Here is a 19572-nt window from a genome sequence, read left to right on the forward strand (position 1 = left end):
CTCGTCGATGAGCGCTCGGGGGCCGGTCGTTGCGCGAGCACCGGTTGGTCGAGCGAACGGCCCGGGACAACGCCGCGTGGGTTACCGGCGGATCCTGTGGCGTGCCAGAACTCTGCGTTGGGACGCTGAGCTGCGGCGATTCTGCCCCTGGTCCTCCAGGGCTGTTGGGTGTCAGAACTCTGCACTGGCGTGCTGAGCTGTGACGATCGCGCATGCTGTTCCTGCAGGGCATGATCGTGAGGTGTGGCGTTACGACTGCTGTACCTGATCTTTGTCCGACTCGGTGACTGGCTGGTTCTGCTCGGCCGGTCCTCCGCGGCCAAGGATGTGGAGCTGCTGGTACTGCGGCACGAAGTCACCGTGCTGCGACGAACGAACCCCCGCCCGCGCCTGGAGTGGGCTGACCGTGCTGTACTCGCCGCATTGGTGCACCGACTCCCTCGACTGCTGCGCGAGCACCGGTTGGTGACACCGGGAACCATCCTGCGGTGGCATCGGCGCCTGGTCGCGACGAAGTGGACCTACCCGAACCGCACCGACAGACCACCGGTCGACGACACCGTCGTGGCGCTGATCGAACGCATGGCCCGGGAGAACACCGGCTGGGGCTACCGCCGGATCCAGGGCGAGCTGCTCAAGCTCGGCCACCGGGTAGCCGCCTCAACGGTTCGCCGCGGACTCAAGCGCCTACGCATACCGCCCGCACCCCAGCGTGACACCGACACCTCCTGGCGACGGTTCCTCCGCGCCCAGGCCACGAGCATGTTGGCCTGCGACTTCTTCCACGTCGACTGCCTCCGACCATGCCGCGACGGTCGACTCGTCCGCGGACAGCTCCTGCGGCGGTACCACCTTGTCAGGTGCCGTCCTGCTCGCCTGACCCGCGACGGACAGCGCCCTCAACAGATCTGGGCCCACCCCAGCCCATCCGATCAGCAACAGTGGACCGACGGCGTCGAACGCCGCCTTACCGTATTCACCCGCGGCGACCGGGCCGGCCACGTTCAAGGCCAAAGTTACGACGCTGGCGAAGACGAGCAGCCAACGGGCAGGCCGCAATGTGGCCGGCAAGGCTCCGGCGAGCGCCCCGGTCCTCGGCGGGTGACGTGGTGCTGCTGGCGCTGGCGACCCACAAGGCCAGCCGGCTGCTGACCAAGTCCTCGGTCACGAGCGTGCTGCGGGCGCCGTTCACCCACTTCGAGGGGCCGGCGGGCCACGCCGAGGTCAACGAGTCGCCGCGGCACGGGAGCCGGCACGCCGTGGGCGAACTGGTGACGTGCCCGTTCTGCTCGGGCGTGTGGATCGCCGGCGCCCTGACCGCCGCCCACGTGCTCGCACCGCGCGCCACCGGGCTGGTGACGACCGCGCTGACCGCCGTCGCGGTGTCGGACTGGCTGCACCTGGCGTACGACCGGGCCAAGAACCGGTGACCCGCCCCCTACGGTGACCCGCGGTTCCGGCGTCGCGGCCGGTGGTGCCAGGCCGCGGCGCCGGGGCGAAGGCCGGAGCGGGTCGGAACGTTGACACAGGTTTCGATCGGTCCGGCCGGGCCTCTCCACCATGCGGGTGCCGCACTGATGGGTTACCCGCCCACTGCCGGTGTATGCCCGCGCTACCCGACGGCGTGGTGCTGGAGCCAGAGTTCCAGGACGCCGATCTGCCACAGCTCGTTGGCTCCCGCCTTGGTGACGTGCCCGTTGGGGTCGCCGAGCAGGTGGTCCACGTAGTCGGGGCGGAGCAGGCCGCGGTGCCGGCCCGCCCGCACGGCCGACACGATGAGGTCCAGCACGTCACCCTCCAGGCGAACCAGGGCGGGTACCGGGAAGTAGCCCTTGGGGCGGTCCACCACCTCGGTGGGGAGCAGTTCGCGGCCGATGTCCTTGAGGATCGCCTTGCCGCCTTGGGCGGACTTCAGCTCCGGCGGGCAGGCGGCTGCCAGCTCGACCAGGTCCTGGTCCAGGAACGGGACCCGGGCCTCCACTCCCCACGCCATCGCCATGTTGTCCATGCGCTTGACCGGGTCGTCGGGCATCAGCAGGTGGGTGTCGGTCCGCAGCACGGCGTCCAGGGCCGTCTCCGCGCCCGGTGCGGCCAGGTGGTCCGCGACCAGGTCGCCGCTGAGGTCGGTGCCCGGGTGGCGGTCGGGCGTCAGGACGTGGGCCAGGTCGTCGTGGAAGGCTTCGCGGAACACGGCTGCGGACCGGTGCCGGGGTTGCCCCACGGCGGCCTGGTGGTAGCGGTAGCCGGCGAAGACCTCGTCCGCGCCCTGGCCGGACTGGACGACCTTCACGTGTCGGGACACCTCGCGGCAGACCAGGTGGAACGCGGTGACGTCGTGGCTGCCCATGGGTTCGCTCATCGCCGCCACCGCCACCTCGACGGCCGTCCCGAGCTGCTCGTCGTCCACGCGCAGCTGGTGGTGGTCGGTGCCGAACTTGTGCGCCACGGCGTCGGAGTAGGTGAACTCGTCGCCGTCCACGCCGGCGTGGTCGCGGAAGCCGATGCTGAAGGTGCTCGGGCGGTGACCCTCCTCGGCGAGCAGGGCGACCACGAGGCTGGAGTCCAGCCCGCCGGACAGCAGCACGCCGACCTCGACGTCGGACACCGTGCGCCGCCGCACCGCCACGCGCAACGCCTCGCGGACCGCGTCCCGCCAGTCGTCGGCGGTCCACCCGGCGTACTCCGGCCGCCGGGTGTAGGAGGGCTGCCAGTACCGCCAGTCGCGCGGCGGGCGGCCCGGTTCGAACACACGGACCGTGGCGGGCGGCAGTTTGCGCACCCCGCGCAGGACGGTGTGCGGCGCGGGCACGATGGAGTGCCAGGTCAGGTAGTGGTGCAGTCCGACGGGGTCGAGCCCGGTGTCCACGCCGCCGCCGGCCAGCAGCGCGGGCAGGGTCGAGGCGAACCTGGTCCGGCCCCCGACCTCGGCGGTGTAAAGCGGTTTGACGCCCAGCCGGTCGCGGACCAGCAGCACGCGGTCGCGCCGGCGGTCGACCAGGGCGATCGCGAACATCCCCACCAGGTGCTCGACGAACCGGTCACCCCAGTGGTCGTAGGCCTTGAGGATCACCTCGGTGTCGCTGGTGGACCGGAACCGGTACCAGGGGGACAGCTCCGCGCGCAGCTCCCGGTAGTTGTAGACGCACCCGTTGTAGGCGACGGTCGCCCCGAGTTCGGCGTCGGTCATGGGCTGCGCGCCCGCGTCGGACAGGTCGATGATCGAGAGCCTGCGGTGGCCGAGCGCGACCCGGCCCGCCGACCAGTGGCCCACGCCGTCCGGTCCCCGCGCCCACATGGCCGCGGTCATGCGTCCGACGGCCTCGGTGTCCGGGCGATCCCCGCCCGGAGCGATCTCCCCGGCAATGCCGCACATGGGCTCACCTCGATGGATCGGCGACCTCCGCCACTGGGATACCCCGGCCGCAAGCCACCATGCCCCGCCCGCGTCCACACCGGACGGCGGGGCGTGTCGCGGAACACCGGTCGCGGGACTTGACTGCGGCGCGCGCCGGCCCGCCAATAGCGCCCATGCGCTTCCCGCTCGACCTGGACGGGGTAACGATCCCGCGGCTGGCCCGCCTCCTGGAGGCGGGCCGGCTGACGTCGGTCGAGCTGACCCGGGCCTACCTCGAGCGCGTCGAGACCGTGGACCGGCTGATCGGGTCCGTCCTCGCCGTGCACCCCGACGCCCTGCGCCAAGCCGCCGAGAGCGACCGGCGGCGGGCGCTCGGGCGCTCACGCGGCCCGCTGGACGGCATCCCGGTGCTGCTCAAGGACAACATCGACACCGCCGGCCTGGCCACCACCGCCGGCTCGCGGGCGCTGTGCGTGCCGCCTTCGACGGACGCCCGGCTGGTCACGCGCCTATACGCGGCCGGCGCGGTCGTCCTGGGCAAGACCGCGATGTCGGAGTGGGGCAACTTCCGCTCGCCGTGGTCCACGTCCGGCTGGTCCGGGGTGGGCGGGCAGACCCGCAACCCACACGTGCTGGACCGCAGCCCCAGCGGCTCGTCCTCCGGGTCCGCGGCGGCGGTGGCGGCGTCGTTGGCGCAGGTCGCGGTGGGCACCGAGACCGACGGTTCGATCGTCAGCCCGGCCGGGCACACCGGGGTCGTTGGGTTCAAGCCGACGTTCGGCCGGATCGACGGGACCGGGATCGTGCCGCTGTCGAGCCGCCAGGACACCCCCGGACCGATCGCGCGGCACGTCGTCGACGCGGCGATCCTGATGTCCGTCCTCGACGGGGTCGACTACACCGACGCCGTGACCGCCGACGTGCTGCCCGGCGCACGCGTGGGCGTGTGGTGCCCCTCGGGCGCGGACCCGGTGCTGGAGTCCGCGGTCGACGTGCTGCGGCGGCACGGCGCCACCGTGGTCGAGGTCGACCTGCCTGGCCAGGACGAGCTCCGGGCGGCCGAGCTGGCCGCGCTGACCAGCGAGTTCAAGCACGACCTGGAGAACTACCTGGCGACCCGAACCGGCGTGCCGCGAACCCTGCGCGAGCTGATCGAGTTCAACGAGGCCGACCCGGTCGAGCTCGGCGGGTTCGGGCAGGAGCTGTTCTTCGACGCCGAGAAGGCCCCGCCGATCACCGACCCCGGCTACCTCGACCAGCGGCGCACCGCGACGGTCCGGGCCCGCCGGTCGATCGACGACGTCCTGGCCGCGCACCGGCTGGACGTGGTCATGGCCCCCACCAACGGACCGGCGTGGCCCATCGCCGCCGGCGACCCTTCGGGCGGCGGAACGGCCCGGCCGGCGGCAGTCGCCGGCTACCCCAGCGCCACTGTCCCGGCGGGCTTCTCCGGGCCTCTGCCGATCGGGATGTCGTTCCTGGCCGGGCACGGGGCGGACGGTCTCGTCCTGGGTTTCGCGGCGGCCTTCGAACGCGCGACACGGGCCCGCCGGGCCCCCGCCTACCTGGCCACGCTGCCGTAGTTTCCCGCCGCCGGTACCGCGGGTAGCCGACCGGGCATGATCGCCGCGCGGTGGCACGACGGTGTCCGCAGCCTGACGACCCGCTCGGGCTCGACCCGGGTCGTGCTGGTGCCCGGCCTCGACGCCCTGGGCTACCTGGAGGACACGCTCGCCGCCTGCGGCGCGTGGAGCACGGCCCACCTGCTCGACCTACCCGGGTTCGGCCACCCCGGACCGCTGTCCTGCCGGCCGGAGGTGGGTGCGGTGGCGGACGCGGTCGAACGGTGGCTCGACGCGGTCCCCGGTGGCCCGACGGTGGTGTTCGGCCACTCGACCGGGGCGCAGGTCGCGCTGCGGGTCGCGGCCCGCCGGCCCGACCTGGTGGACGCGCTCGTGCTCGGCGGACCGACGTTCCCGCCCGACCAGCGCACACCGCTCGCCCTGGCCGGCCCGTATGTGCGCACGACCCGCAAGGAGCCGACCGCCCTCACGCGGGTCACGCTGCCGTACTACCTGCGCGGTCATCGAACACGCCAGCCGCCGAGTCAGGGTCCTGGACGCCACCGCGCACCCCACCGCATCCTGGGTCACCCAAGCCGCCAGAAACCTCGCCATGGACCTCGAGGACGCGGGCAGCACCGCACGATTCCTGATCCGCGACCGGGACGGAGTTCCCCACCCTGTTCGACTCCGTCCTCGCCACCGCGGGCATCCAGGTCGTCCTCAGCGGAGTCCGTCTCCCGCGCATGAACGCGATCATGGAGCGCTGGATCCGCAACTGCCGACGCGACCTCCTTGACCGCACCCTCATCTGGAACCAACAGCACCTACTCCATGCCCTGCGCGAATACGAGCACTTCTACAACACCCACCGACCCCACCAGGGCATCGCCAACGCCCGACCGCCACAACCACCGCCACAACCGACCACCGATCAAGCAGCGATCACCCGACTCCACATCCGGCAGCGGCAACGACTGGGCGGCATCCTCAACGAGTACCACCACGCCGTCTGACCTGCACGGACAACATTCTCGGCAAGCACAACGTCGCGTCCCGGCTGATCGCGTTCTTGGTCCACTCCACCGACTCCGGACACTCGCCCCGACCTGGACTCTCCGCCGCCGGGGCTTGGTCCAGCTCCACGAACGGCCGCACGCGCCGCTCGTAGCGGCCGAGCAGTCCGGGCAGCGCGGGGTCGCCGAGCCCCAACAGTGAGGCGGCGGCGAGGAGACCGAACCTGAACGTCATCACCGCAGCCGCCGCGATTTCCGCCTGGTACCCGAGCCATGGCACACCTGCTCTGGTGGGTGACCGTGAGATCGTGCGTCCTAGGTATTACAACCCGGCTTAAGGAGTGGCCAGGGCGAAGCATGTTCACCTGAACGGCTCTGTGCGCCTACCTGTCGGGCGTGCTGCTGGTGGGGCTGCTGCTCAACTCGCTGTGGGGCTGGTCGTGGGCCGACCCGGTCGTGGCCCTCGTCATCGCCGCCGTGGCGGTGCGGAAGGGCCGCGAAGCGTGGCGCGGGATCACCGCTGCTGAACGCCGAACGTAAGGTCGCGGCATGACGCGCTTCGAGATTGTGGACAGTGTCGAAAGGAATTCTGGATCATGACGGATGTCGTGCGGTGGCGGGGTGGGGATGGCGGCGACGGGCTGACCGCGTTGCTCGCCGCCTACCACCTGTGCACCGAGGAGGAGAAGGGCGTACCCGTGACCGGTGTGGACGGCCTGCCCGAGCGCTACCGCGCCGAGATCGCCGATCCCGGTGCCGCGTTCGCGGACGACGTGGTGCTGCTGGCACGCAGTGGCGACATGGCGCTGGGGTGCGTGGTCGTGACCGCCCCGGTCGACGGTGCCGCCGAGGTGAAGCGGCTGTGGACCGATCCCGCGCACCGGGGGCGCGGCGTGGCCTCCGCGCTGCTCAACACCGGCATCGACCACCTCGCCCGAACCGGCGTGGGAACCGTCCGCCTGTCGGTGTGGAAGTGGCGCACCGACGCCATCGCCCTCTACGAACGGCTCGGCTTCGCCGTGACGACGTCCTGGGACGACCGCCCCGACCTGGTGTGCATGACCCGGCCCACCACCGCCGGCGGTCGTAGGGGATGCGGACGAGCATGACGAACCTGTGGGGTGTCAGAACTCTGCACTGGGATGCTGAGCTGCGACGATCGCGCACGCTGGACCTCCAAGGCATGATCGTGAGGTGTGGCGTTACGACTGCTGTACCTGATCTTTGTCCGACTCGGTGACTGGCTGGTTCTGCTCGGCCGGTCCTCCGCGGCCAAGGACGTCGAACTGCTGGTGCTGCGACACGAGGTCGCCGTTCTGCACCGGACCAACCCCCGCCCGCGGCTGAGGTGGGCCGATCGCGCTGTGCTCACCGGATCGGTGCACCGACTCCCTCGACTGCTGCGCGAGCACCGGTTGGTGACACCGGGAACCATCCTGCGGTGGCATCGGCGCCTGGTCGCGATGAAGTGGACCTACCCGAACCGCACCGGCAGACCACCGGCCGACGACACCGTCGTGGCGCTGATCGAACGCATGGCCCGGGAGAACACCGGCTGGGGCTACCGCAGGATCCAGGGCGAGCTGCTCAAGCTCGGCCACCGGGTAGCCGCCTCAACGGTCCGCCGCGTACTCAAGCGCCTACGCATCCCACCCGCGCCCCAGCGCGACACCGACACATCATGGCGACGGTTCCTGCGCGCCCAGGCAGCTAGCCTGTTGGCCTGCGACTTCTTCCACGTCGACTGCGCCATCACTCTCAAGCGTGTCCACGTGTTCTTCGTGATGGAGGTCGCCACCCGCTACGTCCACATCCTCGGCACCACCACCAACCCCGACGGGGCGTGGACCGCGCAACAAGCCCGCAACCTGCTCATGGACCTCGGCGACCGGGCAGACGGCTTCCGGTTCCTCATCCGCGACCGGGCCGGCCAATTCACCGCCTCGTTCGACGCGGTTTTCTCCGGCGCAGGCATCCAGGTCGTGAAGATCCCACCACGGTGTCCGCGAGCCAACGCCCACGCCGAGCGGTTCGTCGGCACCGTCCGACGCGAAGTCACCGACCGACTGCTCATCATCCACGAACACCACCTTCGGACCGTGCTGGACCGCTACGCGACCCACTACAACCACCGACGACCCCACAGAGCACTGCAACTCGCGTCACCACGACCAGATCCGCCGACCGCAGAGCCGGGCTACACCTCGATACGCCGCCGACCAGTCCTCGGCGGCCTGATCAACGAGTACGAACCCACAGCCGCTTAACCGCAGGTCAGACCATACGGCCGACTTTTGACACCCCACAAGCCTTCCGGTGTCCATGTCCGAGGCCCCTCTAGTGGGCGCGGCGGGGCCGCTCACCTTCAGGTTGGATCCGCGTCGAGCCCGCCGTGGCCGTTGTCGTTGTCGCCGGTGGCCGCCGCGGGCAGCGAGTGCGGTGCGAGCGACGACAGCTGGCGGCGACTGCGCAGGCACTGGGCCAGTTCGAGTAGCAGTTCGTCCTCGGTAAGAGCAGTCGGGTCGAGACCCTCGATCGGCCGGCGTTGCGCCTCTTGTCCGGTAGTACCGCCTGCTTCGACCAGGATGTCCAGAGTGGACACGCCGAGGAAGGTGGCGATGGCGCGTGCGGTGGGCACGCTCGCAGGTTGGCCGTTGCGCCAAGCGGTGATCTCGCTGCGCGCCACGCCGGCGCGCCGGACGAGGTCGTCGGTGGTCAGGCCCCGCTTGCGGAGTTCACCGTCGAGATAGGCCCATTGCGGCGACGTCGCCTTGTCGTGTGTGCTCACGCGGACATGTTAGGAGTGCCAGCAGGACGTCCGGTGCGCGTTTCGCCCAATCTAGCGAGTGTGGTTGCAGAGGTAGCGCATGGAGCGGGTTGTCGTGGTAGCCGAGCCAAAAGGGTGTGAGTGTCGGACGTGACGGTGAGCCCGAGGCGTTACCAACCGGGCCGGTCGTTGTCGTTCCAAGCTCGCCATGCGTTCTCCACGTGGTCCACAGCGACGTGGTGCCGCCCTCGTGCACCCGCCGGGGTGAGTCCCCGAGAGTGATGTGACACCAGGAGCCGTCGGCGGCGGTGAGGTGGCGGCGGTGAGGGCCGCGGCGGTAGGGGTGCGAGTCTCGGGGCCTAAGGTGTAGCCGCGGCGCAGGTCCGTGGGGAGGGTCAGGGCGGCGAGCAGCCACAGTTCGCGGTGGGTGTTCCAGGATTCGGCTGGTGCGGTGGTGGTGTGTTCGCGTTCTTGCTCTGCCCGCGCGGACGAGGTGGCCGCGGGTGCGGTGGTGTCGTGGCGCACTGGCGTGAACCCGGCCCAGGGCCGGTGTATCGGCCTTCCAGTCGGTCGGGGTGGCGGTGCAGTAGCACGAGGTTGCCCGCGTCGGAGCCGATCTTGAGGTCGTCAAGCAGGAGTGTGCCCAGACACTGCTCGCCTCCGCGGCATGGGCACGTCGGACCGGCGATCAAGTGATGGTCGCCAGTAAGGCTCGACGACGGCACGGTGTGCGTTCGAGTCCCCGGTGCGGCACGTACGGCATTCACACCATGCCATCGGGTCGGTAACCTCGCGGGCTGCGCGGTGTCGGTGCTCCTGGCGGTCGCCGGTCGGCGCAAGGACGGCGCGGGCGGCCGGAGTACGCAGCTCAGTTCCCGGCCGCTGGCGTGGCTGATGAACGGCGACCATCTGGTGACCGCGTTCCGCGACGCCAAGCTGATCGGCCGCGACGAGTCGTTGATGCTGGTCAAGGTCCCGCGTCACGACGGCGCCGGATGGGCGCTGACGCTCGACCTGCCGCCGTCGCGCAAGGCGTCGGACGTGATCAGCAAGCGGGGGGCGCTGGCTTCGGCATTGGCGGGGGACGAGGTGCGGCTGATCGTGGAGCGGGTGCGCGGCGACGACGGCCACGCGGGCAGGTTGGCGTTGTGGGTGGGCGACGCCGACCCGTACGCCGCCGAACCGGTCCCCAGCCCGTTGGCGTCGGCGACGTCGTGGGACCTGTGGCGGCCGGTGCCGTTCGGCACCACGGCCCGCGGCGCGGCGGTGACCCTGCCCGTGGTGTGGACCTCGCTGCTGATCGGCGCGATCCCCCGCCAGGGCAAGACGTTCGTCGCGCGCCTGCCGCTCACCGCCGCTGCGCTCGACCCGCACGTACGGATGATTATTGCCGAGGGCAAGGGCGGCAAGGACTTCCGCCCGTTCGAACAGGTGGCGCACCGGTTCATCCGAGGCTCTCGCGAGGCCGACGCCCGCCGGCTGATCTCCGTGTTGGAGGAGTGCGCGGCGGACGTGGCCGACCGGTTCGACCGGCTGTCCGAGATGGACGAGCTGTGCCCGGAGTCGAAGGTGACGCCGGAGATCACCCGCGACCCGGTGCACGGGATGCCGCTGACCGTGATCGGCATCGACGAGGTGCAGAACTTCCTCGGGATGGACGTGCCGCTGAACGAGGACAACCCCGGGGCAAGAAAGTCGGCGGCCGGGTCTGCGAGCTGCTGACCTACATCGCCAAGACCGGACCGGCCGCCGGCTACTCGCTGATCCTTGCCACCCAGAAGCCCGACGCTCAGGTCATCCCGGACGGGCTGCGCGGCCAGTTCGGCACCCGCTTCGCGCTGAAGGTCATGACCTACCAGGCGCCGGAGACCATCCTAGGCGCGGGCACCTGTAAGGCCGGGATGGACGCCTCCAAGCTGCTGACCAGCCACAAGGGCGCCGGACTGCTGCTCGGCGCGGACGGCGAAACCGAGCTGTCCGCCGGGGACGCGGTGGCCGTGCGGACCTACCTGCTGCACATCGCCGCCATCCGGACGGCGTGCGAGCGCGGCCGGGCGCTGCGCGAGCAGGCCGGAGCGCTGACCGGGGACGCAGCCGGGCAGCACAACCTGGCAACGCTGGACCCGACGGTGGCCGGGCGCCTGGGCGACGATGTGACCACCACCGCAACCGGTCCGGAGCCCGTGGAGGCCGAGCTGGTACACGAGCTGCCCGAGGTGCTGGCACTGCTTGCCGACGTGATCGGCGACGACGAGCACGGCCTGGTACCCGGTCAGAACTCGCCGGGCGCATCGGCTGGGAGGTCAAAGCATTCGGGGAGGCGCTGCGCACCGCTGGCGTGCCCTCGGTGGGCAAGCGGCAGATGCCGGGCCACGACAACCCGGTCAGCGTCGCCGACCTGGACGCGATCCGGACCACGATCCACGGCGACTAAGGCCGGAACGGGTCGGCACGCCGGTGTCGACCCCCGCACAGCTGTTCCGACCTCAGCGCCGCCCCGAGACGGCGCTGATCTGCACGAACAGGCCGCGTTCCGACCCGGCGGTCACCTGCGGCCTCCCCCAGATCAAGCCGCACAGGCCCGCTGGGGGCCTTGTTCCAACCACCTCGGCACATCGCCGAGGTCGGCACACCAGGGGAGGAAACCCATGCCCACGATGACCACCTCGCGCCACTTCCGGCCCGGCCGCTGGCTCATGCTCGGCGCCGCTGCGTGCTTCGCCGCGTACCTGGTCGGGCTGATCTCGGCGACGCCCGCCAGCCCCGCACCCACCCCACCATCGGCGGTCTGCGCGAACTGACCCGCGGCCACCACCAGACCGATCGCCCCGGAGATGTCGCCGGGACGATCCCGTTTGTCAGGGCGCGCGCGTACCCTCCTGCCACTCGATAACGCGCCGAGTTGGCTCGGCAAGACAGGAGGGCAGCGTGGACGCTGGAGACTGGATCGCGCTCGGCGCGGGCCTGGTGGCCACCATCGCTGCCGTGTTTGCAGGATTGTCCTGGTGGCAGTCTCGTCGGTCAGCGAACACGGCCGAACGTTCGTTGAAGATCACCGAGACCTCGGCTAGGGCTGCTGACCGATCGGCTACCGCTGCCGAGGCGGCGGAGGCGGCGCGCCAACGGGCCCAGGACGAATCAGAAGGCCCCGAGTTCGCATGTCTCCGTGAGCCGCAGGGCTGGGACGGCGGCGACCGGGTCGAGGTCGAAGTACGAATGGTGCGCGGCCCGGCTCTCGCGCGCGTCGAGATTTCGTCCATCGGAAACACTACCGGCGTGGCTGCGCCGAACAGCGTGATCATGCCCGCCGCTCCCGTTCTACCGTGGGAAAACGTACAGATCAACGACGCCCGACAGGTGACGATCGGGCTTGACGTTCTTCATGATCCGCGATTGGTCACCGTCAAGCTGGTCTGCGTTGAGAAGGGCGGACGAGAACGCACCTGGGAGCGGTTCTACGACCTAGCCGTGATACCCGAAGTTCCGATCTTGCCGGATGGAATCAGCTAAGTCGGCGACCTCATTGCGGTAGGGGCCTGCGCGGACTGACCGGGCACGACCACTAAGGCCATCCCACACGCGACCGGGTGGCGTCGTCGTGTACGGGCCGTACTCTCTTCCCACTTGAAGACGCGCCGGGCTGGCTTGGCGAGACAAGGAGCAGGGGTGGCGGACCCGAGTATCTGGCCGAACGTGGTGACGGCTGTGGCAACCCTCGGTGCCGGTTGGGGAACCGTCACTCTCACACTGCGCCATAACAACAAGCGGTTCGCGCTGGAGCAGCAGGACCGTATACGCGCCGACCAACGTCAGGCCGTGGTGGATCTGCTCCACGCCGGCCACGAATGGGTGGTGGAAGCCAGAGCGATGCTCAGGTATCTACCGATCGAACAGGACCTTCAAAAGGTGGGCGATTCACCGTTCATGAGCGCCTATAACGAGAAGGAGACTGAGTTCAGGCGTCGGCTCGTAACAGCCCGCGTGGTGATCACGGAACCGGGGGTGGCTGCCACGGTACGCGCGCTGTCCGGCTTCTATGGCGAAATGCCAAACTTGTTCCACGGGATCATGAACGCGGAGCGCGACCCTAGAGGCGTGCCGGTCCCGGAACCCCTTGCAGCGCTTTGGATTGTCATCCTCCAGGCAGAGGAGAAGTTGCAGGAGATCGAAACCGCTGCACTGGAACGCTTCTCGAAACCAGATCCGCCCCCTGCGCCCAGGAGGTTCCTGCGGCGACGCAAGGCAGCAGAGCCTGCCGCACCGAAGATGCTGGAGCAGCCTCCGCACGAGCCCGACTCGTCACGGTGATCACTGTTCTGGCGATACCCCAGAGTGACGAAGCGTAGTCGTACCCTCCTCAAAGACGCGCCGAGCTGACCGGGCGAGACAAGGGACAGAGTGGACATCGGAGACTGGATCGCGGCGGTCGCCGCCCTCATCGCCTTGGCGGCGATGGGCTTTGCAGCGCGGCAGGCACACGAAGCCAAGGAAGCCCGGCACGCGGCCCAAGCCCAGGCAGCCGCCGCCAAGGACTCGGCGGAGATCGCCGAGGCGGGCGTCAAACAGGCACAGCGCAGCGCGAAGGCCGCCGAGGACAGCGCCGCCGAGGCACGCACGGCCAACCAATACGCGAGCGAGCAGTTGGCGCTCACGCGTGCCGACCGAGAGGACCGGGAGCGGCAGGAACAACGCGACATCGTGATCGACGTGTTGCGCACCGGACGGATCTACGCGAGCGCGTTGGAAGGCATCGTCACGATCATGGGCGCGATGGCCGACTACGTCGAGATAACCCGGATGGACAGTTGGAACACCTTCACCCAGGCCGGGGAGTCCTACAACAAGGCCCGGCTTCACGCGCGGTACGCGGTCAAGGCACCGGAGATCACCGCCGTGATCCACGACCTGGAGACCGTCGCCGCGAAGCTCACCGAGCGCACCGGCAAACTCGTACGAAGCAAGCGCGACGCACGCGGCCACGCACCGATTGAAGACATCTTGAGCGCACTGGAGATCCCCCATGGGATCAACCACCTGCTGGACCGGTTGGAAGAACTAGCGAACCAACACTTCAGGCAGCCCGGCGAGAAGGCTTAGTCGCCGACCCTCACGGCCACCATGAGTAGCTTCGCACGTCCGCATCCAACCGGGCGTTCAGCCCAGCATCGCTGATCCCGTCGTCGCGTCGCAACGAGCTGTCCTCGCCGAGCCCGGCGGCATTGAGCAAAGCCCAGACGCCATACATGACGGCCGCGTATTCGCGGGCAGTCACGTCGGCAGGCAATAGCACTTAGAGGCGTCGGGTCGGCACGCCTTAAGCGTGGCCGTAGACCGCCGGCCACGCGATACCCAGAGGGAGCGGTGTTGACGGGCGCGTGAGACCGGTGGTCCCGTGTCGGTCGCCTGCTGCCCCGTGCAGGCCGGGCGCCACGCGGACAGTGCGGCAACCCTGGCTGTGATCGGGGCGCACACCACGCCGCATCGGGCGAACTACAGCCGCCCGGAAGTCGATCACGTACACGCCGGGATCCGCCAAGTGCGCGAGCCGCGGAACACCCAACCGCACGCACGGGTGGGCCCTCCAACGCCGTGGCCGTCACCGCAGCCCCGCCCGCGGCCTTTGGCCAGGCGGTTCCTGGCGTACGTTCTGCGCGATGTCAGCGTTACTGGGCCATAGCCCAGCACTACGGTCGCCGACGACGCGGCCACGCGTTTACGGCCTCCTCAGGGCGATGCCGCTGTAGCCATTTGCGCGCGGCCTCCTTGCTGAAGCCGTGTTTCTGAAGGACGTCAAGGGCGGCTTCCCGGACTTTCCGTTTGTGGTCTTGCTCCTCTAGATGCGCCTTCATACGCGCCACAACATCGTCGTAGTCGATGTCGTAGCGGCCGTTGACCTTCTGCGCGAAGAGCGGGAGGAGCTTGTAGTAGCGGCGTTCGCTGATCCCGACCTGCGCCCAAGGGTAACGGTCCGGCGCCTCGGCTTTCCTGTGCTCCATCACCGCGATGCTCGCCTGACGGCGCACGTAGCGACGAGTCGCTTCCGCACCTTGAGCCGGGTTGAACCCAGGGCGGATCAGTTGTTCGAGCAGCGTCGCCGCGGCAGACGTATTGTCGGGAGCACGGGTCGCACGCTTGATGTGCTCCACCTGCCTCGGATATGCCATCGTTACGGCGTTCGCCAGTGCTGGCTCGTCGCTCCCGATGTAGCCGTGCCAGTACCCCTTCAAGATCACCTGGCACGCAATTTCATCGGGAGTCGAGACGGAATCGAGGGTGATGGTCGGTATACCGTGGCCATGGATCGCTCCCGACATCCTGTTCCACGGCCGATCGGTGGGAAGCCTAACCCCCTTGGCCCAGATACGCGCGGTGAACGCCCAGTCCGCGGGCTGTCGTGTCATCGGAGCCGCGATCAGAATGGGCTCGACAGCCGCGAGCGGTACGACGTCACCCTCGGCCGTGGCGCCGTCCAGCAGCAGTTCGAAGAGCCGACCTTCGTCCTCGGTCTCGTTTGTGATCCAGACGAGACGACGAGAGATTTGGACCCACCATCCGCCGACAGCGACCCCGATGATCGGGACGCTGAGCCGAACAGCAGGGTCCATGACCCGGCGCATGAGTTCCATGCGCTGCTCGTGGTCCGCAGTCACGCCGAGCCAGTGGAGGACGTAGTCCCCTGACAGGAGCCCGGCCTGCGACGCCTTCGCGACGAGCTGGCCCGCAGTCCAGAGTGCATCAGCGGCACGGACGGCATTCGGAGCTGGCTCAGCCAAGGACGAGACCTGTAGGACAGAGGCCATCCGGGGGTTGGCCGGGTCGGGGACCGCCCACGCTCCCGCCACGGGTTCCATCGCGCCGACCTGCATGTCCGGGAAGTCGACGAACGGCAAGCCGTTGGGTTCGAAGATCGAGGTCATTCGTCGCGCCGGGTTGAAGCTGCGGCCGGATAGGACGTCCAACTCGCGGCCGACCTGGGCAAGTACGTCCGCCAGCACACGGCGGTCAGGGTTGCCGCCGATCCACTGAGCAGCCTCGTCGACGAGGCTCTCGGACCAATGTCCCATCTGGGCAGTATACGAGGGTGTGGAGATACCTTTCCGCAGGTTGGATGATGCGGCGCTCGCGGCTGAAGCCAGCATGCAAGACCAGTGGGCGTTGCTGGGCGAGGCGTTGAAGTCCGGCTACGGGACGTCGGTCCTACTCCTGGTGTCCGCCTGGATCACCAAGCCAGTGTGGCTGGCGATCGTGCACGCCCTCACAGAGTGGGTGCGGTCGCTTCCTGCCCGGCGGCGCATGGCTCTTGAGGAAAAGGTGGTTGATCAGGCTCTCAGCTCCCAGACCAAGGAGCAGGGAGACCGCGCCTACGAGGTCCTCCAACTGCTGCTGAGAGCCTCCGCGCCGGAGCTGTCTGAGCAGCCGGTCACAGATCCGCCGGAATCAGCGGACACGTCGAGCGGAGATCCGACGCTTGCTGAAGGTGGCGACCGACGAGTCACCTGATTGTCGTGAGCCAGAACCCCCTTGGCGTATATCCAGTGACTGGGTTTCCTGCGCGGTTCCCAACAACGACGTTGCGCACGCCCATCACCTACGCCGAGGCAGTCACCTTCAAGACGGTCTCCAGGTCCGCGCCGTACAGGTCGTCGTCGCTCGTCGGCATCAGCGAGCGCAGGCCGCACGCCTTGAAGAACGCGACCCGCTCCGCCGCCGGAGTGGACCAGTCGACCATCAGGGCCATGTGGGTGCACCTCCTGCGACGCGCCTCTTGGGAAGTCTCGTGCATGAGCAGCCTGCCGGTCCCCGATCGGCGTACGGTGGGCAACACGGCGATCTTGTGCACCATGCACTGCGGCCCGGAAAGACCGGCCAACCTGCCGAACCGCTCGTTGTACTCCTGAGTGAAGTCGGCCTGAACCACCCCGACGGCGCGCCCGTCGGAGGTCTCCGCGAGCGCTACCGCACCGGCCAACAGGCGACGAGGGGGACCGAACCAGTCGGGCTCCATACCGGCACCGTTCAAGACTTCCCAGACCCGTCGTCCCAGTTCGGGCTCGTCGTGGCGATCAGGCCACCGCACAGTGATCAACCCCGCCCCAATCGTCGGATCCTCACCCTGGAACACCTCCGTTGACCTGCGGTGATAGACACGGACAGCTGGGGACACCCCGTGCCTTTACCCGACCGCGAAGCAACAGGTCTTCGCGATCCGCCGATGATCAGAGGGTGACAGATGCCCCGACGCCGCAACCACCGCGGCCCGAGCCGCCGATGGCCCATTGTCGAAGAAGGTGATCGCCTGGGTCGCCGCCGGAATCGCCACGGCCACTCTGATATTGACGGTGGTGCTGTGGTGGGCCGGAACCGCCGGTTTGACTGCGGACAAGCTGGTCGCCGCGCGGTTGGACGCGCTGGGTACCGGGCTGAGTGTCGGCTTGGGCGGGGGTGGATTGTTAGCGCTGTACCTGGCATGGCGGCGTCAGCACTCCACCGAGATCGGACTACGACAGAAAGAGCGGGACCAGGCCGACGCTGGCCGGGCTGAGCACCGACTACTACCAGCGGATAGAGCAGGGCCGGGAGGTACGCCCGTCCGACGACGTCCTGGACGCGCTCGCCGGCGCGCTCGGCCTCGACGACGAGGAACGCCAGCACCTGTTCGCCCTGGCCCACGGTGGCCATCGTCATCGTCGTGGTCGCCGCGGCGATCGCCAAGGCGGTCAAGGACATCATCGGTACGGCGCTGGGCGGCCTGTCCTACGGCAGGATCGTCGCGACCGTCGCGTCGGTGTTCATCCTCGGCCTGGGCGTCATCGCCGCGCTCGACCAGATCGGTGTCGCCACGGCGGTGACCACCCCGGTGCTGATCACCATCCTGGCCACGATCGGCGGCATCGCCGTCGTCGGTGTGGGCGGTGGACTGGTCAAGCCCATGCAGCAGCGCTGGGAGCAATGGCTGAGCAAGGCCGAGCAGGAGCTTCCCCAGGCCAAGGCGCAGGCACAGGCGTACCAGCGCGGCCGTGAGGACGCCACTCGGGCCACGACCCCTGTGCAGCAGGCGATGAACGCTCCCACCCAGCAGATCCCCGCTACGCAGACGCCGCCGGCACCGCACCGCTGACCGGCCGCGACCGGCGACCACCCCCCACGGCGGCGGTGTCCTGCCGCCGTCACGTCACCGAGACCCAAGGAGTTCGTGCTGATGGCTCTCACCGCCGACCTGGCCAAGGTGTTGGACAAGCAGTATGAGGACGGCACCCTCATCGAGATCCTCGACGCCCCGGTCAGCGCGCTGTCCGGGGTCAGCGAAGGCGACGCCCAGAAGCTCAAGGACGCGCTGGGCATCAAGACCGTCCGCGACCTCGGACGCAACAAGTACTTCCGCACCGCGGCAGCCCTGCTCGACCTGCACAACGCGAGCTGACCCACCAGGAGCGCACGAGGCCGCCATCCGGACCGGGTGGCGGCCTCGTTCGTGGAGCCGATGCCTCTGGGCTTCGGGGGCCGCCCCGCACGGGTTCCGGTGGCGTCTACGGGATCCTCACCTGCCGACGGCCGGTCAGGACGGCCGAAACGCCCCTTGCCAAGACACCGCGGCGTCGATCAGGGCCGCGGTGGCTTCCGGTTGTTCGATGTGCGGCAGGTGGCCTGCTCCGGGGATCACCTCCAGCCGGCCGTTGCCGAACGCCGCGGCGTACGCGGCGCCGTAGGCCGGGGTCACGATGCGGTCGCTCTCGCCCCAGATCAGCACGGCGGGCACTTGGACGCGCCCCAGTCGGCCCAGCAAATTCGGGTCGTGCATGTACGGATCGCCTGCCAGCAGGCGCATCGTGGCCATGTTGCCCTGCCGGCGGGCCAGTTCGTCGGCCGGAAGACCGGCCGGATCGACGTAGTAGCGCTGCCAGTCGTGCCACGAGTGCTCGGCCACCCCACGGGCGTCCAAAGCGAAGAAGTCCGTGATCGGGTGGTGCTCGACGGACACTCCCACGGCGTCGATCAGGACGAGACCGGTGATCGTCCCGGCGTTGTCGCGCACCGCCATCTCGGCCGCGATCCAGCCCCCGAGCGACGACCCGACCACCAGGACGTCCCGCAGCCCGCGGTCACGCACGTGGTGCAGGTACGCCAGGGCCAAGTCGTCGACGCCGGTCAGCCAGTCGGGCCGGTGGGTGCCGTCCCAGCCCGGGTGCACGGGCGCGATGACGTGCGCGGAACCCGCCAGGTGCCGGGCGAGGCCCGTGACCGTGGCCGGTCCGCCGCCGCCGTGCAGGAGCAGCACGGGTCGGCCTGTTCCCGCTTCGTGCGAGGAGAAGTCCATGGACCCACCGTAACTAAACAGGTTTGGTTAAACCAGCTTAGTTCCCCGCTAGACTCGACACATGGCAGGTGAGCTGCAGCAACTCGGACGGGCGGTCAAGCAGGCCCAGTACCGGCAGCACCGCGCGCTCGACAGCGCCCTGTCCGCCGTCGGCACGACGCTGGCCCAGTGGGACGCCCTGCGCGCCATCAGCCGCTCCCCCGGCGCGTCGGCGCGCGAGCTGGCAGTCGCGACGTTCCAGAGCGAGCAGGCATTCGGCACGCTCGCCGGCCGCCTGACCGCCCAACGCCTCGTCGAACGCCGCCCCGGTCACGGCCGCCGCATCGAGCACCACCTCACGCCGACCGGCGAACGGGTCCTCCAAGCCGGTCACCGCGTCGCCGACGAAGTCCTGGCCGACTGCTTCGCACCGCTCGGGGACGCCGACCGCGAGACCCTGCTCCGCCTGCTCCAACGCCTGACCGACGAGGACTAGACGAGTAATGCGTAAGTGGGTCAGTGGTCCCTACCGTTTGAGTTGTCCGGCCTTGAAGGGTCCGGATGCCCCGGGAGGGGTG

22 protein-coding genes and 2 pseudogenes are annotated in these 19572 nt (G+C 69.3%); 17 read left to right on the forward strand and 7 right to left on the reverse strand.

Annotated features, from left to right (window positions below):
• The first annotated feature begins 243 nt into the window (after positions 1-243).
• A complete protein-coding gene (locus tag DFJ66_RS44180) occupies positions 244-1152 on the forward strand; it encodes a hypothetical protein (protein ID WP_246030311.1) in 909 nt (302 codons plus the stop codon).
• Positions 1110-1430 (forward strand): DUF1360 domain-containing protein, encoded by a 321-nt coding sequence (locus tag DFJ66_RS13120; protein WP_342777022.1) that lies wholly within the window; start codon positions 1110-1112, stop codon positions 1428-1430. The genes DFJ66_RS44180 and DFJ66_RS13120 overlap by 43 nt, the downstream gene beginning before the upstream one ends.
• A 182-nt stretch (positions 1431-1612) precedes the next feature.
• Here DFJ66_RS13120 and DFJ66_RS13125 read toward each other — a convergent pair whose 3' ends face one another.
• On the reverse strand, positions 1613-3373 hold the full coding sequence (locus DFJ66_RS13125; RefSeq protein ID WP_121221183.1) for an N-acetylglutaminylglutamine amidotransferase: 1761 nt from the start codon (positions 3371-3373) through the stop codon (positions 1613-1615).
• Positions 3374-3528: 155 nt separating this feature from the next.
• Here DFJ66_RS13125 and DFJ66_RS13130 point away from each other — a divergent pair, with 155 nt between their 5' ends.
• From DFJ66_RS13130 to DFJ66_RS44190, 3 genes are read left to right on the forward strand one after another with little or no spacing between them, the layout of a single operon-like run.
• Entirely contained in the window at positions 3529-4938 is a 1410-nt protein-coding gene (locus DFJ66_RS13130) for an amidase family protein (RefSeq protein ID WP_211351120.1), read from the forward strand.
• A gap of 36 nt (positions 4939-4974) precedes the next feature.
• A complete protein-coding gene (locus DFJ66_RS44185) occupies positions 4975-5667 on the forward strand; it encodes an alpha/beta hydrolase (RefSeq protein ID WP_121221187.1) in 693 nt (230 codons plus the stop codon).
• A complete protein-coding gene (locus DFJ66_RS44190; protein WP_246029731.1) occupies positions 5664-5933 on the forward strand; it encodes an integrase core domain-containing protein in 270 nt (89 codons plus the stop codon). The genes DFJ66_RS44185 and DFJ66_RS44190 overlap by 4 nt, the downstream gene beginning before the upstream one ends.
• On the opposite strand, the gene DFJ66_RS13145 is transcribed toward DFJ66_RS44190, so the two are convergent.
• The gene (locus DFJ66_RS13145) at positions 5908-6168 is read right to left on the reverse strand and encodes a hypothetical protein (RefSeq protein ID WP_147459248.1); all 261 of its coding nucleotides are present in this window, start codon (positions 6166-6168) and stop codon (positions 5908-5910) included. The two genes, DFJ66_RS44190 and DFJ66_RS13145, sit on opposite strands and share 26 nt — an antisense overlap.
• Before the next feature lie 161 nt (positions 6169-6329).
• Between DFJ66_RS13145 and DFJ66_RS42695 the strand changes: the two genes are divergently transcribed.
• The 3 genes from DFJ66_RS42695 to DFJ66_RS44195 all read left to right on the forward strand — a co-directional run bounded on the left by DFJ66_RS42695 (position 6330) and on the right by DFJ66_RS44195 (position 8200).
• The gene (locus DFJ66_RS42695) at positions 6330-6473 is read left to right on the forward strand and encodes a hypothetical protein (protein ID WP_170199359.1); all 144 of its coding nucleotides are present in this window, start codon (positions 6330-6332) and stop codon (positions 6471-6473) included.
• Positions 6474-6529: 56 nt separating this feature from the next.
• Positions 6530-7042 carry a GNAT family N-acetyltransferase gene (locus tag DFJ66_RS13150; RefSeq protein ID WP_121221192.1) on the forward strand — a complete coding sequence of 171 codons (513 nt, stop codon included), beginning with the start codon at positions 6530-6532 and terminating at the stop codon, positions 7040-7042.
• Between the two features lie 87 nt (positions 7043-7129).
• Complete coding sequence (locus tag DFJ66_RS44195; protein WP_121221194.1) at positions 7130-8200, forward strand: integrase core domain-containing protein; 1071 nt, start codon at positions 7130-7132, stop codon at positions 8198-8200.
• 98 nt (positions 8201-8298) lie between these two features.
• Here the strand turns inward: DFJ66_RS44195 and DFJ66_RS13160 are convergent, their stop codons facing one another.
• Positions 8299-8721, reverse strand: coding sequence for a helix-turn-helix transcriptional regulator (locus DFJ66_RS13160; protein WP_121221196.1), 423 nt, complete (start codon positions 8719-8721; stop codon positions 8299-8301).
• A gap of 1532 nt (positions 8722-10253) precedes the next feature.
• Here DFJ66_RS13160 and DFJ66_RS42145 point away from each other — a divergent pair.
• The 4 genes from DFJ66_RS42145 (at position 10254) to DFJ66_RS13190 (ending at position 13797) form a co-directional block, all read left to right on the forward strand.
• Positions 10254-11501: a hypothetical protein gene (locus tag DFJ66_RS42145; RefSeq protein WP_147459249.1), complete on the forward strand. Its 1248-nt coding sequence runs from the start codon at positions 10254-10256 to the stop codon at positions 11499-11501.
• A 127-nt stretch (positions 11502-11628) separates the two neighbouring features.
• A complete protein-coding gene (locus DFJ66_RS13180) occupies positions 11629-12210 on the forward strand; it encodes a hypothetical protein (RefSeq protein ID WP_121221205.1) in 582 nt (193 codons plus the stop codon).
• A 156-nt stretch (positions 12211-12366) separates the two neighbouring features.
• Complete coding sequence (locus DFJ66_RS13185) at positions 12367-13008, forward strand: hypothetical protein (protein ID WP_121221207.1); 642 nt, start codon at positions 12367-12369, stop codon at positions 13006-13008.
• 90 nt (positions 13009-13098) lie between these two features.
• Complete coding sequence (locus DFJ66_RS13190; protein ID WP_121221209.1) at positions 13099-13797, forward strand: hypothetical protein; 699 nt, start codon at positions 13099-13101, stop codon at positions 13795-13797.
• A gap of 10 nt (positions 13798-13807) precedes the next feature.
• Here the strand turns inward: DFJ66_RS13190 and DFJ66_RS42700 are convergent, their stop codons facing one another.
• Together DFJ66_RS42700 and DFJ66_RS13200 are read right to left on the reverse strand one after the other, a co-directional pair.
• Positions 13808-13972 carry a hypothetical protein gene (locus DFJ66_RS42700; protein ID WP_170199361.1) on the reverse strand — a complete coding sequence of 55 codons (165 nt, stop codon included), beginning with the start codon at positions 13970-13972 and terminating at the stop codon, positions 13808-13810.
• A 412-nt stretch (positions 13973-14384) separates the two neighbouring features.
• Positions 14385-15764: a DUF4132 domain-containing protein gene (locus tag DFJ66_RS13200; protein ID WP_121221213.1), complete on the reverse strand. Its 1380-nt coding sequence runs from the start codon at positions 15762-15764 to the stop codon at positions 14385-14387.
• Between the two features lie 40 nt (positions 15765-15804).
• Between DFJ66_RS13200 and DFJ66_RS13205 the strand changes: the two genes are divergently transcribed.
• Positions 15805-16200 (forward strand): hypothetical protein, encoded by a 396-nt coding sequence (locus DFJ66_RS13205; RefSeq protein WP_147459250.1) that lies wholly within the window; start codon positions 15805-15807, stop codon positions 16198-16200.
• An 88-nt stretch (positions 16201-16288) separates the two neighbouring features.
• On the opposite strand, the gene DFJ66_RS13210 is transcribed toward DFJ66_RS13205, so the two are convergent.
• On the reverse strand, positions 16289-16705 hold the full coding sequence (locus DFJ66_RS13210; protein ID WP_147459251.1) for a GNAT family N-acetyltransferase: 417 nt from the start codon (positions 16703-16705) through the stop codon (positions 16289-16291).
• A gap of 533 nt (positions 16706-17238) precedes the next feature.
• On the opposite strand from DFJ66_RS13210, the pseudogene DFJ66_RS44200 reads away from it, so the two are divergent.
• The 3 genes and pseudogenes from DFJ66_RS44200 to DFJ66_RS13220 all read left to right on the forward strand — a co-directional run.
• Positions 17239-17343 (forward strand): annotated as a pseudogene (locus tag DFJ66_RS44200) (helix-turn-helix domain-containing protein); the annotation flags it as partial.
• A gap of 16 nt (positions 17344-17359) precedes the next feature.
• Positions 17360-17900: pseudogene (locus DFJ66_RS44205) on the forward strand (mechanosensitive ion channel family protein); the annotation flags it as partial.
• The gene (locus DFJ66_RS13220) at positions 17900-18121 is read left to right on the forward strand and encodes a hypothetical protein (protein WP_121221219.1); all 222 of its coding nucleotides are present in this window, start codon (positions 17900-17902) and stop codon (positions 18119-18121) included. The pseudogene DFJ66_RS44205 and the gene DFJ66_RS13220, both read left to right, overlap by 1 nt.
• 135 nt (positions 18122-18256) lie before the next feature.
• Here DFJ66_RS13220 and DFJ66_RS13225 read toward each other — a convergent pair whose 3' ends face one another.
• Complete coding sequence (locus DFJ66_RS13225; RefSeq protein ID WP_121221222.1) at positions 18257-19015, reverse strand: alpha/beta fold hydrolase; 759 nt, start codon at positions 19013-19015, stop codon at positions 18257-18259.
• 61 nt (positions 19016-19076) lie between these two features.
• Between DFJ66_RS13225 and DFJ66_RS13230 the strand changes: the two genes are divergently transcribed.
• Positions 19077-19490 (forward strand): MarR family winged helix-turn-helix transcriptional regulator, encoded by a 414-nt coding sequence (locus tag DFJ66_RS13230; RefSeq protein ID WP_121221224.1) that lies wholly within the window; start codon positions 19077-19079, stop codon positions 19488-19490.
• Positions 19491-19572: the final 82 nt, after the last annotated feature.

The sequence above is a fragment of the Saccharothrix variisporea genome, assembly GCF_003634995.1.
GTDB classification, from domain to species: domain Bacteria; phylum Actinomycetota; class Actinomycetes; order Mycobacteriales; family Pseudonocardiaceae; genus Actinosynnema; species Actinosynnema variisporeum.

Coding starts and splice junctions, on each gene's coding strand:
- DFJ66_RS13125 (WP_121221183.1), bottom strand. CDS start 3,373: ATGTGCGGCATTGCCGGGGAGATCGCTCCGGGCGGGGATCGCCCGGAC.
- DFJ66_RS13130 (WP_211351120.1), top strand. CDS start 3,529: ATGCGCTTCCCGCTCGACCTGGACGGGGTAACGATCCCGCGGCTGGCC.
- DFJ66_RS44185 (WP_121221187.1), top strand. CDS start 4,975: ATGATCGCCGCGCGGTGGCACGACGGTGTCCGCAGCCTGACGACCCGC.
- DFJ66_RS44190 (WP_246029731.1), top strand. CDS start 5,664: ATGAACGCGATCATGGAGCGCTGGATCCGCAACTGCCGACGCGACCTC.
- DFJ66_RS13145 (WP_147459248.1), bottom strand. CDS start 6,168: ATGACGTTCAGGTTCGGTCTCCTCGCCGCCGCCTCACTGTTGGGGCTC.
- DFJ66_RS13150 (WP_121221192.1), top strand. CDS start 6,530: ATGACGGATGTCGTGCGGTGGCGGGGTGGGGATGGCGGCGACGGGCTG.
- DFJ66_RS13200 (WP_121221213.1), bottom strand. CDS start 15,764: ATGGGACATTGGTCCGAGAGCCTCGTCGACGAGGCTGCTCAGTGGATC.
- DFJ66_RS13210 (WP_147459251.1), bottom strand. CDS start 16,705: ATGGAGCCCGACTGGTTCGGTCCCCCTCGTCGCCTGTTGGCCGGTGCG.
- DFJ66_RS13220 (WP_121221219.1), top strand. CDS start 17,900: ATGGCTCTCACCGCCGACCTGGCCAAGGTGTTGGACAAGCAGTATGAG.
- DFJ66_RS13225 (WP_121221222.1), bottom strand. CDS start 19,015: ATGGACTTCTCCTCGCACGAAGCGGGAACAGGCCGACCCGTGCTGCTC.
- DFJ66_RS13230 (WP_121221224.1), top strand. CDS start 19,077: ATGGCAGGTGAGCTGCAGCAACTCGGACGGGCGGTCAAGCAGGCCCAG.